Annotated in this window: 13 protein-coding genes; 10 read left to right on the top strand and 3 right to left on the bottom strand. The window is 71.3% G+C overall.

Annotated elements, in window-relative coordinates; all coding sequences use genetic code 11:
- From AX018_RS10410 to AX018_RS10385, 7 genes are all read left to right on the top strand, one after another.
- Positions 1-284: transposase (locus tag AX018_RS10410; protein ID WP_146749281.1), on the top strand; the 284-nt coding region annotated here is incomplete at its 5' end.
- A 243-nt stretch (positions 285-527) separates the two neighbouring features.
- Positions 528-653 (top strand): hypothetical protein, encoded by a 126-nt coding sequence (locus tag AX018_RS25910; RefSeq protein WP_281269549.1) that lies wholly within the window; start codon positions 528-530, stop codon positions 651-653.
- 83 nt (positions 654-736) lie between these two features.
- A complete protein-coding gene (gene clpB, locus AX018_RS10405) occupies positions 737-3,346 on the top strand; it encodes an ATP-dependent chaperone ClpB (protein ID WP_111877214.1) in 2,610 nt (869 codons plus the stop codon).
- 60 nt (positions 3,347-3,406) lie between these two features.
- Positions 3,407-3,751: a hypothetical protein gene (locus AX018_RS10400; protein WP_111877213.1), complete on the top strand. Its 345-nt coding sequence runs from the start codon at positions 3,407-3,409 to the stop codon at positions 3,749-3,751.
- 102 nt (positions 3,752-3,853) lie between these two features.
- Positions 3,854-5,290, top strand: a complete 1,437-nt coding sequence (locus AX018_RS10395) for a coniferyl aldehyde dehydrogenase (protein WP_111877212.1) — start codon at positions 3,854-3,856, stop codon at positions 5,288-5,290.
- Between the two features lie 199 nt (positions 5,291-5,489).
- The gene (locus tag AX018_RS10390) at positions 5,490-6,023 is read left to right on the top strand and encodes a GNAT family N-acetyltransferase (RefSeq protein WP_111877211.1); all 534 of its coding nucleotides are present in this window, start codon (positions 5,490-5,492) and stop codon (positions 6,021-6,023) included.
- A 58-nt stretch (positions 6,024-6,081) separates the two neighbouring features.
- Positions 6,082-7,254: a methyltransferase gene (locus tag AX018_RS10385; RefSeq protein WP_111877210.1), complete on the top strand. Its 1,173-nt coding sequence runs from the start codon at positions 6,082-6,084 to the stop codon at positions 7,252-7,254.
- Positions 7,255-7,287: 33 nt separating this feature from the next.
- Here AX018_RS10385 and AX018_RS10380 read toward each other — a convergent pair whose 3' ends face one another.
- Positions 7,288-7,800 (bottom strand): hypothetical protein, encoded by a 513-nt coding sequence (locus tag AX018_RS10380; RefSeq protein WP_111877209.1) that lies wholly within the window; start codon positions 7,798-7,800, stop codon positions 7,288-7,290.
- Positions 7,801-8,017: 217 nt separating this feature from the next.
- On the opposite strand from AX018_RS10380, the gene AX018_RS10375 reads away from it, so the two are divergent.
- Positions 8,018-9,010, top strand: a complete 993-nt coding sequence (locus tag AX018_RS10375; protein ID WP_111877208.1) for a tRNA dihydrouridine synthase — start codon at positions 8,018-8,020, stop codon at positions 9,008-9,010.
- 36 nt (positions 9,011-9,046) lie between these two features.
- Here the strand turns inward: AX018_RS10375 and AX018_RS10370 are convergent, their stop codons facing one another.
- On the bottom strand, positions 9,047-10,867 hold the full coding sequence (locus tag AX018_RS10370; protein WP_111877207.1) for a phospholipase D family protein: 1,821 nt from the start codon (positions 10,865-10,867) through the stop codon (positions 9,047-9,049).
- A 116-nt stretch (positions 10,868-10,983) separates the two neighbouring features.
- On the bottom strand, positions 10,984-11,265 hold the full coding sequence (locus tag AX018_RS10365; RefSeq protein WP_111877206.1) for a hypothetical protein: 282 nt from the start codon (positions 11,263-11,265) through the stop codon (positions 10,984-10,986).
- 102 nt (positions 11,266-11,367) lie between these two features.
- On the opposite strand from AX018_RS10365, the gene AX018_RS10360 reads away from it, so the two are divergent.
- Together AX018_RS10360 and rpsO are read left to right on the top strand one after the other, a co-directional pair.
- A complete protein-coding gene (locus AX018_RS10360) occupies positions 11,368-12,540 on the top strand; it encodes a pyridoxal phosphate-dependent aminotransferase (protein ID WP_111877205.1) in 1,173 nt (390 codons plus the stop codon).
- A 127-nt stretch (positions 12,541-12,667) separates the two neighbouring features.
- Positions 12,668-12,934 (top strand): 30S ribosomal protein S15, encoded by a 267-nt coding sequence (gene rpsO, locus AX018_RS10355; protein ID WP_019703748.1) that lies wholly within the window; start codon positions 12,668-12,670, stop codon positions 12,932-12,934.
- The last annotated feature ends 170 nt before the right edge of the window (positions 12,935-13,104 follow it).

The raw sequence follows: 13,104 nt of genomic DNA, 5'->3' as shown, positions 1-13,104 counted from the left end.
AGAACGCCCGCCACTGGAAGAAGCCGAGTCCGGGATCGGAGCAGCGCAACGAAGCCATCCGGGCGTGCCAGCGTTTGGGCCGCAGCGTCTGGAAGAAGTGGAGCGGCTACCACCGGCGCAGCCTTGTCGAGACGAAGATGCACTGCTTCAAGCGACTGGGCGAACGGGTGACGGCGCGCACGTTCGAGCATCAGGTGGTGGAGTTGCATGTCCGCGTGGCCGTACTCAACCGCTTCAGCCAGATCGGTCGTCCTCAAACCGTTCTGGTGGCCGCCATGGCATAAATCCGTCTGGGGTTGGGGCTATGCCGTCTTCGAACTGATTTGTGCAACAAAGCCCACCGCCCCCAACCCCGGGCGCAGCCATGCCATGGCGGTCACAGGCACTGCGATTGGACGCCCGGGCTGCGTGAAGCGGTTGAGTCAAGGCCATCCGTGAACGTCGGCTGGCGACTGCGCTGGGCATGGGCATGGGCATGGGCATGGGCATGGGCATGGACCGGCGCTCTTCCAGAAGGCCGGCACCCTATGGCCAAAGCCGCCCTCGGCATCGGTTTGCAGCCTTTTCGCGTTCATGTCGGCGGATCGGCTGCAAAGTTTGCTATGTTTTCAGGAGCTGCCGCCGTCGCGACCGTGGTGACCCTGAGGCTGTGATCCGGCGCGTCCCGTGGCGCGGGGCCGCTTGAAATCCCCGCTGCCGCGCCTCAACTGCGCGTCAGTCCGGAGGATCACAGACCATGCGTCTCGACAAACTCACCACCAAGTTCCAGGAAGCTCTCGCCGACGCGCAATCGCTCGCGCTGGGCAACGACAACGCCTACATCGAGCCCGTGCACCTGCTGGCGGCCATGCTGCGCCAGGAGGACGGCCCGCGCGCGCTGCTGCAGCGCGCCGGCGCCAACGCGGCCGGCCTGCAGACGGCAGCCGAGAACGCCATCAAGCGCTTGCCCCAGGTGCAGGGCCAGGACCAGGTGCAGGTCGGCCCCGAGCTGGGCCGGCTGCTGCAGGCCACCGAGAAGGAGGCCATCAAGCGCGGCGACCAGTTCATCGCGAGCGAGTTGTTCCTGCTCGCGCTGGTCGATGGCAAGGGCGACACCGCCCAACTGGCCCGCGAGCACGGCTGCACGCGCAAGAGCCTCGAAGCCGCGATCGACGCGGTGCGCGGCGGCGCCCAGGTCAACAGCGCCGAGGCCGAGGGCCAGCGCGAGGCGCTCAAGAAATACACGCTCGATCTCACCGAGCGCGCCCGCGCCGGCAAGCTCGACCCCGTGATCGGCCGCGACGACGAGATCCGCCGCGCCATCCAGGTGCTGCAGCGCCGCAGCAAGAACAACCCCGTGCTCATCGGCGAGCCCGGCGTGGGCAAGACCGCCATCGTCGAGGGCCTCGCGCAGCGCATCGTGGCCGGCGAGGTGCCCGAATCGCTCAAGGACAAGCGCGTGCTCTCGCTCGACATGGCCGCGCTGCTGGCCGGCGCCAAGTACCGCGGCGAATTCGAGGAGCGCCTGAAGGCCGTGCTGAACGAACTGGCCAAGGACGAGGGCCGCACCATCGTCTTCATCGACGAGCTGCACACCATGGTGGGCGCCGGCAAGGCCGAGGGCGCGATGGACGCGGGCAACATGCTCAAGCCGGCCCTCGCGCGCGGCGAACTGCACTGCGTGGGCGCGACCACGCTCGACGAATACCGCAAGTACATCGAGAAGGACGCGGCGCTGGAGCGGCGCTTCCAGAAGATCCTCGTGGGCGAGCCCAGCGTGGAGGCCACCATCGCCATCCTGCGCGGCCTGCAGGAGCGCTACGAGCTGCACCACGGCGTGGACATCACCGACCCGGCCATCGTGGCGGCGGCGGAGCTCTCGCACCGCTACATCACCGACCGCTTCCTGCCCGACAAGGCCATCGACCTCATCGACGAGGCGGCGGCCAAGATCAAGATCGAGATCGACTCCAAGCCCGAGGCCATCGACAAGCTCGACCGCCGGCTGATCCAGCTGCAGATCGAGCGCGAGGCCGTGCGCAGGGAAAAGGACGAGGCCTCGCAGAAACGCTTCGCGCTGATCGCCGAAGAGATCGAGCGCCTGCAGAAGGAGATCGCCGACCTGGAGGAGATCTGGACGGCCGAGAAGGCGCAGGCCCAGGGGTCCGCGCAGGTGCGCGAGGAGATCGAGCGCGTCAAGCTGCAGATCGTGGAGTTCACGCGCAAGGGCGACCTGACCAAGGTGTCGGAGCTGCAATACGGCCGGCTGCCCGACCTGGAGCGCAAGCTCAAGGAGGCGCAGGCCAAGGAAGACGGCCGCGACGGCGCATCGGCGCCCAACCGCCTGCTGCGCACCCAGGTGGGCGCGGAGGAGATCGCCGAGGTGGTGAGCCGCGCCACGGGCATCCCCGTCGCCAAGATGCTGCAGGGCGAGAAGGACAAGCTGCTGCAGATGGAAGGCAAGCTGCACGAGCGCGTGGTGGGCCAGGAAGAGGCCATCGCCGCCGTGGCCAACGCCATCCGCCGCTCGCGCTCGGGCCTGGCCGACCCCAACCGGCCCATGGGCTCGTTCCTCTTCCTCGGCCCCACGGGCGTGGGCAAGACCGAGCTGTGCAAGGCGCTGGCGGGCTTCCTCTTCGACAGCGAGGAGCACCTCGTGCGCATCGACATGAGCGAGTTCATGGAGAAGCACTCCGTGGCCCGCCTGATCGGCGCGCCGCCCGGCTACGTGGGCTACGAGGAGGGCGGCTACCTCACCGAGGCCGTGCGCCGCAAGCCCTACAGCGTGCTGCTGCTCGACGAGGTCGAGAAGGCGCACCCGGACGTGTTCAACGTGCTGCTGCAGGTGCTCGACGACGGCCGCCTCACCGACGGCCAGGGCCGTACCGTGGACTTCAAGAACACCGTGATCGTGATGACGAGCAACATCGGCTCGCACCTCATCCAGGCCATGGTGGGGCAGGACGCGGACGACATCAAGGAAGCGGTCTGGGCGGAACTCAAGAACCACTTCCGGCCCGAATTCCTCAACCGCATCGACGAGACGGTGGTGTTCCACGCGCTCGACGCGAAGAACATCGAGGCGATCGCGCGCATCCAGTTGCACCTGCTGGAGGCGCGGCTGGCGAAAATGGACCTGCACCTGCAGGTCTCGCCCGCGGCGCTCTCCGAACTGGCGAAGGTGGGCTTCGACCCCGTGTTCGGCGCGCGGCCGCTCAAGCGCGCGATCCAGCAGCGCATCGAGAATCCGCTCTCGAAGCTGCTGCTGGAGGGGCGCTTTCCGCCCAAGAGCGTGATCCCGGTGAACGTCGATCCCGTACAGGACCCGGGGGTCTTCCGCTTCGGCGAACCGGCGGCCGCGGGGTAAGGTCGGCAATCCCGGCGCGGCGGCGCACAGGCGCCGCGCCATCGATGGAAAGGATGTGCTTTGAATGATTTTCTGGCCGGTGTGATCCGGTGGACCGTGCGCCTCGCGGTGGTGGCCGTGGGCGCGGTGTTTTTCCTGTGCCTGCTGGTCGCGGTGGCCCTGCTGGCGCTGGCGTGGGGCGTGCGCATGCTGTGGGCGCGGATCACCGGCCAGCCCGTCACGCCCTGGGTGATGCGCATGGACCCGCGCGAGGGCTGGAGCACGGTGTACCGCAGCACCGCGCGCTGGTCGGCCGCCGGCCGCCGGGGCCAGCCGCCCGAGGGCGAGCCCGGCCCGCTGCGCTCGGCCGAGTTGCCGGGCGCCCGCACCGAGGTGGCGGACGTGCAGCCGCGCGACGTGCACTGAGTCGAAAGCACCTCACCGCGCTGTGCGCCCACCCTTGCTTCCCCGGGCCTTTGGAGACACCGGTTTACATGGCGTTTCCAGTGCCCTGCCTATGATTGCCGAATGACGCCAGACGCTATCCGCCACCAGTTCGAAATCCAGCGGCAGGCCAGCCGGGAGCAACCCGAGACGCCCCTGCTGGTGCGGCGGGAACGCCTGCTGCGCATGCGCAAGCTGCTCGACGGCCACGGGCCCGCGCTCGCCGCCGCCGTGCAGGCCGACTTCGGCATCCGCTCGCCCCGCCTCACCGAGGTGGCCGAACTCCTCATCCTGCGCACCCAGGTGGCGCACACGCTGCGGCACCTCGCGCGCTGGGCCAGGAAGCGCCGCGTTTTCACGCCGCTGCACCTGCAGCCCGCGCAGGCCTGGATCCAGCGCCAGCCGCTGGGCGTGGTGGGCGTGATCGCGCCCTGGAACTACCCGGTGCAGCTCGCGCTCGGCCCCGCCATCTGCGCGCTCGCGGCGGGCAACCGCGTGATGCTCAAGCCCAGCGAACTCACGCCGCACACCTCGGCCCAGCTCGCGGCGCTGGTGGCGCAGTTCTTCTCGTCCGACGAGTTCTGCGTGGTGCAGGGCGATGCGGCCACGGCGGCGCTGGTGGCGTCGCTGCCGTTCGATCACCTCGTCTTCACCGGCTCCACCGCCGTGGGCCGCAAGGTGGCGCAGGCGGCCGCCGCCAACCTCACGCCGACCACGCTGGAGCTGGGCGGCAAGTCGCCTTGCATCATCGATGCCGACTGCGACCTGCAGGACGCGGCCCTCAAGATCGCCCACGGCAAGCTGTTCAACGCCGGCCAGACCTGCGTGGCGCCCGACTACGTGCTGCTGCCGCGCGGCAGCGAGGGCGCGTTCGCCGAGGCCTACCGCGCGGCGGTGGCAAAGCTGTTCCCGTATTTCGAGGGCAATCCGGACTACGCCTCCATCCTCCATTCGCGCCACCTCGCGCGGCTGCGCACCATGCTGCAGCAGGCCCAGACGCAGGGCGCCGAGGTGCACGTGCTCGAACCCGTGCCGGGCTCGCCCCCGCCGCCCCCGCCGGGCATCGGCGACGGCGTGGCGCGGCAGATGCCGCCCGTGCTGGTCTTCAACGCCACCCTGCAGATGCAGGTCATGCAGGAGGAGATCTTCGGCCCCGTGCTGCCGGTGCTGGGCTACGAGCGCCTGCAGGACGCCATCGACCACATCAACGCCGGGCCGCGCCCGCTCGCGCTCTACTGGTTCGGCCGCAGCGAGGCCGCGCGCGACGACGTGCTGCGCCGCACGGTGAGCGGCGGCGTCACCGTCAACGACACGCTGCTGCACGTCGCGCACGACAACCTTCCCTTCGGCGGCGTGGGCGACAGCGGTTGGGGCGCCTACCACGGCGAGCACGGATTCCTGCGCTTTTCCCACCAGAAGCCGGTGCTCGCGCAGTCGCGCTGGTCGCTCGCCAGCCTGCTGCATCCGCCGTACGGGGCGCGGTTCGACCAGGTCATGGGCCTGCTGCGCCGCTGGCTCTGATGCGGCCTTCGCGCCGGGTTTTTCCCTCTGCCGGAACATCGTGTGCGCACTGGCCCGAAGCCTTTGCCGGCGCCGTTTCCAGGCCTTCCGCGCGGGGGGCTGGAAGGGGCCTGCCGGAGCCCGGTCTGGAGATGAAAAACCAATTGCGCGACAATCGCGGGTTTTTCGTTCCCTTCCCCTTTTCTGTTCGTTCGTTTCCATGTCCAGTATTCAGGCCAGTATTCAGGTTCGTCCCGCCACGCTCCGCGATGCCAAAGCCATTGCCCAGATCCACACGCAATCCGCGATGGAGGCCTACCGTGGCCTGGTCCCCGACGACCAATTGAAAGCCATGTCTTCGGTCGATAAGCGCCAGGCCTACTGGCGCGAGGCCATCGAGTACTGCGAGCCCCAGGTTCAGGTCGCAGTCGAGGGCGACAAGATCGTCGGCTTCGTCGGCTTCGACCGCTCGCGCGATGCCAAGTCGCGTCCCACCACCGGCGAGATCTGGGCCATCTATGCGGCCCCCACGCACTGGAACCAGGGCGTGGGCGTGGCCCTCTGGGATGCCGCCCGCGAAGGCCTGCAGCAGGAAGGCTGCACCAACGTCACGGCGTGGGTACCGATGCGCAACGAGCGCGCGCTGCGCTTCCACGAGCTCGCGGGTTTCAAGCGCGAGATGTCCACCGCCAAGACCGCCATCATCGGCGGCGTCAAGATCGAGGAAGTGCGCCTGCAGCGCTCCATCAACTGACCGGCGCGCGGCCCCCGGGCCGCATGCGGCAAGCCCCATCCACCCTTCTTCCCGGCGCATGATTCATTGGAGCCACAACGGCCAGGACCGCAGCGCGCACTGGCGCGCCGAGTCCGGCGCGGCCGCGCCACGCCGCGTGGTGGTGGCCGACGACACGCTGCCCGCCGATGCGGCCTACCGCATGGCCTGTGAAGGCACGGCCCTGCTCTGGCAGGGCGACTTCCAGAACGCGCGCCATCTGCTGCAGGCCCTGATGCGCCGCGCCGACGGCCGGGGAGGCCGCGCGCGCGGCGGTGCCCGGGCCAGGGCGCGCGCGGCCGCGCAGCCGCCCGCCACGCCGGCGCAGGCCTTCCACCTGCACCGCCAGGCCCAGGCCGGGCGGGCGCGCGTGCTGGGCATGCTGCTGATCCCCGTCGAAGGCGACCACGCCATCGCGCTGCGCCGCGCGCCGGACTGGCGAACGGCCCTGGCCGAGGCCTGGGGCGCGCCGCGGGGCGAGCCCTGCGTGGCCTCGCTGCGCGAGCTGCTGGGCATCGTGGGCGCGCACGAATGGCGCAAGAAGGGCGTGGAGATCCCCGCGCTCGGCCCGCCGCCGGACAACCGCATCCACCCGCACTACGGCGTTTTCTCGCCCGTGCGGGGCGAGTACGTGGACCTCGTGGCGCAGGCCCCGCTGCCCGAGGGGGCGCGGGCCCTGGCCTTCGACATCGGCACGGGCACGGGCGTGCTCGCGGCCGTGCTGGCGCGGCGCGGCATCCGGCGCATCGTCGCCACCGACCAGGACCCCCGCGCCCTGGACTGCGCGCGCGACAACCTGCAGCGCCTGTGCAGGCTGCCGTGCGTGGAGTTGGCGCGTGCCGACCTGTTCCCCGAGGGGCGCGCGCCCCTGGTGGTGTGCAACCCGCCCTGGGTGCCCGCGCGCGCGGCATCGCCCATCGAGCACGCCGTGTACGACGAGGACAGCCGCATGCTGCGCGGCTTCCTGGCCGGCCTGGGCGCGCACCTGGAGCCAGGGGGCGAGGGCTGGCTGATCCTTTCCGACCTGGCCGAGCACCTGGGGCTGCGCCCGCGCGAACAATTGCTCGACTGGATCGCGGCCGCGGGCCTGCGGGTGGCGGGCCGGATCGACACCCGTCCGCGCCACGCCAAGGCCGCCGACGAGGCCGACCCGCTGCACGCGGCGCGCGCGGCCGAGGTCACGTCGCTCTGGCGGCTCGCCGCCGCGTCCTGATTTTTCTTTGCCGGGCCGCTGCCGGCGCGCCCGTCACGCGGGGGTCGGCAGGAGCTGCTCCATGCGGCTGCGCACGACCGCCGCACGCTCCGGGCCGGCCAGCAGGGAGATTTCCTCCAGCAGCGTCTCGCTCACGTCGAGCATGCTGTCGCGGTCCCGCGCCGTGCGCAGGGCCTCGTGGAAGCTCTGGGCCAGCGTGGGGTTGCGCCGCGCGAACATGCGCTCGCAGATGTCGAAGAGGTACATGCGCGTGCCCGCCAGCGAGCGCAGCGCGTTCGATGGCGCGATCGGTATCCCGGGGGGCGCGTCTGCGCGCGCGGCGGGCCCGCCGGCTTGCGGCGTCGCTCCGGCGGCGCCCCCGGCGGCCAGATAGCCTTCGGCCACCAGCTTGGATACGATCTCCGCGCCGGCGCCGTGGTAGAGCGCTTCCAGATCGGCCACGGGCCGTCCGTCCGCGAGCAGCAGCAGGGAGCGCTCGCGCAGGCTGAGGTTGCGCACGCCCGGTGACAGTTCCAGGCGCGCCTTGTCGGTTCTCAGGAGCAGCATGGCCAGAGGGAACGAGGGCTTGGCGAAAATAGGATGTCCCGATTGCAGCGCATTCCGATGACGCAGCGATGACGGGGCGTGCGCGAACCCTCCTCGTGGCCATGGTGTGGCAGAGGGTTTGCTATGTTTTCAATAGCTAACTATCAAGTAAAGACGGCGACATGGAGGCTGTCTGGCGCTTGGGATTGCCCCTCGGGCCTGTTTTCCATTTTTTTCGATGCCCCCACCGTCTCCCCTGCTTCTGCTCGCTCCCATGGAGGGGCTCCTCGACTTCGTGCTGCGCGACGTGCTCACGCGCGTGGGCGGGGTGGACCGCTGCGTGTCCGAGTTCATCCGCATCACCGGCACGCTGCTGCCCGACAAGGTGTTCCTGCGCTACATCCCCGAGCTGCGCACGGGCGGGCGCACGCTGGCCGGCGTGCCCGTGCGGGCGCAACTGCTGGGCTCCGACCCGGCGAGCATGGCCGAGAACGCGGCGCGCCTGGCGGCGCTCGGGCCGGAAGGCATCGACCTCAACTTCGGCTGCCCGGCCAACGTGGTCAACCGCCACGGCGGCGGCGCGGCGCTGCTGCGCGAGCCCGAGCGCATCGCCGCCGTGGTGGCCGCCGTGCGCCGCGCGGTCCCCGCGCACCTGCCGGTCTCGGCCAAGATGCGCCTGGGCTACGACGACACGCTGCGGGCCCGCGAATGCGCGCAGGCGGCGGAGGCGGGCGGTGCCTGCGAGCTGGTCGTGCACGCCCGCACCAAGGCCGACGGCTACCGCCCGCCGGCCTACTGGGAGCTGGTGGCGCCGCTGCGCTCGGCGGTGCGCATCCCCGTCATCGCCAACGGCGAGATCTGGACGGTGGACGACGCGCTGCGCTGCCGCGCGGCCTCGGGCGGCGACGCGCTCATGCTGGGCCGCGGCATCGTGGCCGACCCGGGCCTGGCGCGCGCGATCCGCGCGGCCGACGCGGGGCGCGTGGGCGAAGCGCCGCTGGCCTGGGGCGAATTGCTGCCGCACCTCGGCACGTTCTGGCACCGGGTGTGCGAAGACCTCGAACCGCGCCAGCGCGCCGGGCGCCTCAAGCAATGGCTGAACCTGCTGCGCCGGCGCTTTCCCGAGGCCGAGGCGGCCTACCAGCACGTGCGCACGATGACCGACCAGCGCGCCATCTCCGCCTGGGTGGCCGCGCAGACCGGGGCCGGCGCGCAGGGCGCCGCGCACTGACGGGAGCGGCGCGCAGGGAAAGGGGCGGCGCGCGGGCTACAGCAGGTGGTCGGGTGCCAGCGGGCCCAGCAGCCGCAGCAGCATGCGCAGGCCCAGGCTCGCATCGGGTTCGCGGGTGGCATCCTGCAGTCCGCTGCCCTGCGGCGCGCGCCACACCAGCCCGCCACCCGGCGCCGGCTCGACGCGCCAGGAGGCCTCGCGCATGGTCGTCTCGATCTGCGTCGCCGCCATGCGCGATAGCGTCCGGCTGTGGATCAGCAGCGCGATCTCGGTGTTCTGCAGCTGCGAGCGCAAGTCCAGGTTCATCGACCCCACGGCCAGCAGCCGCCCGTCCACCACCAGCACCTTGGAGTGGAGCATGGAGCGCGACGGGCCGATGGCCCCCGAGCCCGATGCGCCGAAGGTGGACTTCAGGCCGGCCTGTTCGCTGCGCAGCTCGTAGAGTTCGAGCCCCATCGCCAGCAGATCCTCGCGGTGGCGCGCATACCCCGCATGGGCCACGGGGGCATCGTTGGACGCCAGCGAGTTGGTGAGCACGCGCACCCGCACGCCGCGCGCCCGGGCGTCCGCGAAGGCGCGCTTCATGTCGTCGCCCGGCACGAAGTAGGGCGAGATGATGAGCAGGTCCTCGCGCGCCTGGGCCATCAGCTGCAGCATGCCGTCCACCACCGTCTCGCCCTGCGCCGCGTGCGCGGCCGAGGCCTGCAGCGAGGCGGCCTGCGGCGGGCCCGCGGCCGGCGCCACCGGCCCGCGCGGCCCGCTCACCTCCAGGCCGGCACCGGAGGCCAGGCTGGCGGTCGGCTCGGGCGGATCGCCGTCCGCGGGGATCTTGGTCGGCCGGTCCGCGAGCATCACCGCCGGTGCCCAGGTGAAGGGCGCCGCGCCCAGGTCCATGGACTGCTCGTTCCAGACGCGCGCGCGCCGCTCGGCGGACTCGGGCGCCTCGCCGGGGCGGGGCTCGCCGCCAGCGGGCCGCGCGGCACCGGGGGGCTCGGCGGCGCGGGCGGCGGGCACCACGTCGCGGTCGCCCTCGGGGTGCTGCGCCGCGGGCGTGCCGCGTGTCTGCTCGCGCAGGCGGGCCAGCTCTTCCTGCGTGATGAGCGATTGCACCGGATAGGCGCGCCGGTTGTTCCAGTAGCTGTCGAAGCTGCGCGACATCTCCGCCACGATCGGGCCCGCGGCCAGCACGTCCAGGTCCACGAAGTTGCCGGAATCGCCATTGCCGAAATAGGCATCGCCCAGGTTGCGGCCGCCGGTCACGCCCATCGCGTTGTCGGCGATGAACAGCTTGTTGTGCATGCGCTGCTGCACCCGCGAGAAATCGGTGAGCGAGCCCCACAGCCGCCCCACCATGGAATCGCGCGGCCCCGCCACGGGATTGAACATGCGCATCTCGATGTTGGGCTGGAACGCGAGCCCCATCACCAGCGCGTTGCGCCCGGTGCTGTGGAAATCGTCCAGCAGCACGCGCACGCGCACGCCCCGCCGCGCGGCCGCGACCACGCCGCGCAGCAGGCGCTCGCTGCTCGCGTCGGCGTGGATGGCGTAGTACTGCAGGTCCAGGGTCTTCTGCGCGGCATCCACCAGCGCCAGGCGGCTGCCGTAGGCGTCCTGCGGGCCGCTCAGCAGCAGGAAGCCCGAGGCGTGCCGCCCGCCCGCCGCCTGCCGGCGCTCCTCCACGGTGCGCGCGAGCGGCGTGCCGCCGGTGGGCGCCAGCGCGAAGGATTCCGGCCGCTCCACGTTCTGCGGCAGGCCCGAGCAGCCCGCGCCGCACAGCGCCAGAAGAAGGAGGGGGAGGGCGCACCAGCGCCCGAAGGCGGCGCGGGGGCGTGGGGGGGCAACGAAACCGTCAGGCATGGAAGGTCCTGCGATGCGCGGGGGCGCGGGGTGCCCGAGGTATAGCGCAAGCCCGCGCGGCCGGCCTGTCGGACAACGCGCCGGCGGCGGGGCGGTTCCGTTCGGGGGCGGGGTGGTCAGCGCCGCGCGTAGCCCAGGCAGGCGCCGGCGTTGGGCAGGCCCCTGCATTCCCGGTACAGTCGGCGATCCCGCTCCGCCGGGGTCTCGCCCGAATGGTTGGGCGGGCCGTTGTGGATCTTGAGCGACTTCTTCGGGGCCTTGGCCCTGGCGCTCCCGCCCGGGGTCTGCGAGGGCTCCGCCGTGTCCTGGGCCGCCGGTGCGGCGCCCGCGAGCGCGCCCCCGATCAGGAGCGCGGCCGCGAGCCGGGCCAGGGCGCGGGCGTGGTTCGTTCTTTGCATGTCGTGTTTCCTCCGGCTGCGCAATGTACCTTCCGCGCGCCGCCGCGAGACCCCGCCGTGCGTTATGTCCCGCCGTGCGTTCGTTCATTCATCGACCTGTCCATGCGCCACACCTTCCTCTCTCTCGAAGAATCCCGGATCCGCGAAGTCGCCAACGCCGGCATGGGGCATGCCGACGTGCTGCCGTTCTGGTTCGGCGAAAGCGACGAGACCACCCCGCAGGCCGTCAGCGACGCCGCCATCGCCTCCCTGCGCGCGGGCGAGACCTTCTATTCCCACAACCTCGGCCTTCCCGCGCTGCGCGAGGCGATCGCCGCCTACATGGCCCGGCTGCACGGGGGCGCGATCGGCGTGGAGCGGATCGCCGTCACCTCGGGCGGCGTCAATGCCCTGATGCTGTCCGTGCAGGCCCTGGTGGACCCGGGCGACGAGGTGGTGGCCATCACCCCGGTGTGGCCCAATCTCACGGCCCAGCCGCGGGTCATGGGCGCGCACCTGCGCTGCGTGCCGCTGCGGCCCGGCCCGGACGGTGCCTGGGCGCTCGACATGGACGCGCTGCGGCAGGCCGTGACGCCCGCCACGCGGCTGCTGGTGGTCAACGCCCCCAACAACCCCACGGGCTGGACGCTCTCGGCCGGAGAGCAGCGGCAGATCCTGGAGCATTGCCGCGCGACGGGCACCTGGATCCTCGCGGACGAGGTGTACGAGCGGCTCTACTACGAGCCCACGCCGCGCGGCTGCGCGCCCAGCTTCCTCGACATCGCCGAGCCTGCGGACCGGCTGGTCGTGGTCCACAGTTTCTCCAAGAGCTTCCTCATGACCGGCTGGCGCCTGGGCTGGCTCGTGATGCCGCCCGCCATGACGCCGCACATGGGCAAGCTCATCGAATTCAACACCTCGTGCGTGAGCGTGTTCACCCAGCGCGCGGGCATCGCGGCGCTGCAGCACGAGCCGGAGATCACCCCCCGCGTCGTCGGGCACCTGCGGACCTGCCGGGACACCCTCCTGCCCCTGCTGCAGGCACTGCCGGGCCTGCTCGCCCACCCGGCCAGCGGCGGCATGTACGCCTTCTTCCGCCTTGCGGGGCACGGGGATTCGCTGGCCACCGCCAAGCGGCTGGTCGCCGAGGCCGGCCTGGGACTGGCGCCCGGCGAGGCCTTCGGGCCCGAGGGGCAGGGCTGGCTGCGCTGGTGCTTCGCCTCGAAGGACCCCGGGCGCCTCGCGGAAGGGGTGGCCCGGCTGCGCAAATGGCTGGAAGGGGCGGGCGCGGTATAATCCGATGGTTTTGCATGGTGCAAGACGCACGCCGCTGGCCATTCCAGCCGACGGCGCAAGTAAAACCCGGGACCGTCTCCACGCCGCGCGCGCTGGCCCCGCCGGTCCCGACACCCAAGGAAATCGAATGATCGCATCCTCCATCAAGGCCGAAGTCATCAAGGACAACGCCCGCGCCGCCAACGACACCGGCAGTCCCGAAGTGCAGGTGGCCCTCCTGACCGCCCGCATCAACGAACTCACCCCCCACTTCAAGCAGCACGCCAAGGATCACCACGGCCGTCGCGGCCTGCTGCGCATGGTGAGCCGCCGCCGCAAGCTGCTGGACTACCTCAAGGCCAAGGACGCTGACCGCTACACGGCCCTGATCGCCAAGCTCGGCCTGCGCAAGTAATCGCGAACGCATGCCGCAGACGCCTGGGTTAGCAACTGGCTAGCTCAGGCGTTTCTACTTCGGAGCCGCACTCGCAATCGCAGAGCGAAGCTGTGTCATTCCAATGGCCCTGGCCGCAAGGCGCGGGCCGGCAGGTCCACTGGAATGGCATCGTGTTCTGGATGGCAGGG

It is taken from the genome of Paracidovorax anthurii (assembly GCF_003269065.1).
Classification (GTDB): Bacteria; Pseudomonadota; Gammaproteobacteria; order Burkholderiales; family Burkholderiaceae_C; genus Paracidovorax; species Paracidovorax anthurii.
Note: the sequence above shows the minus strand (reverse complement) of the source record. Positions and strands in the feature narration are given on the sequence as shown.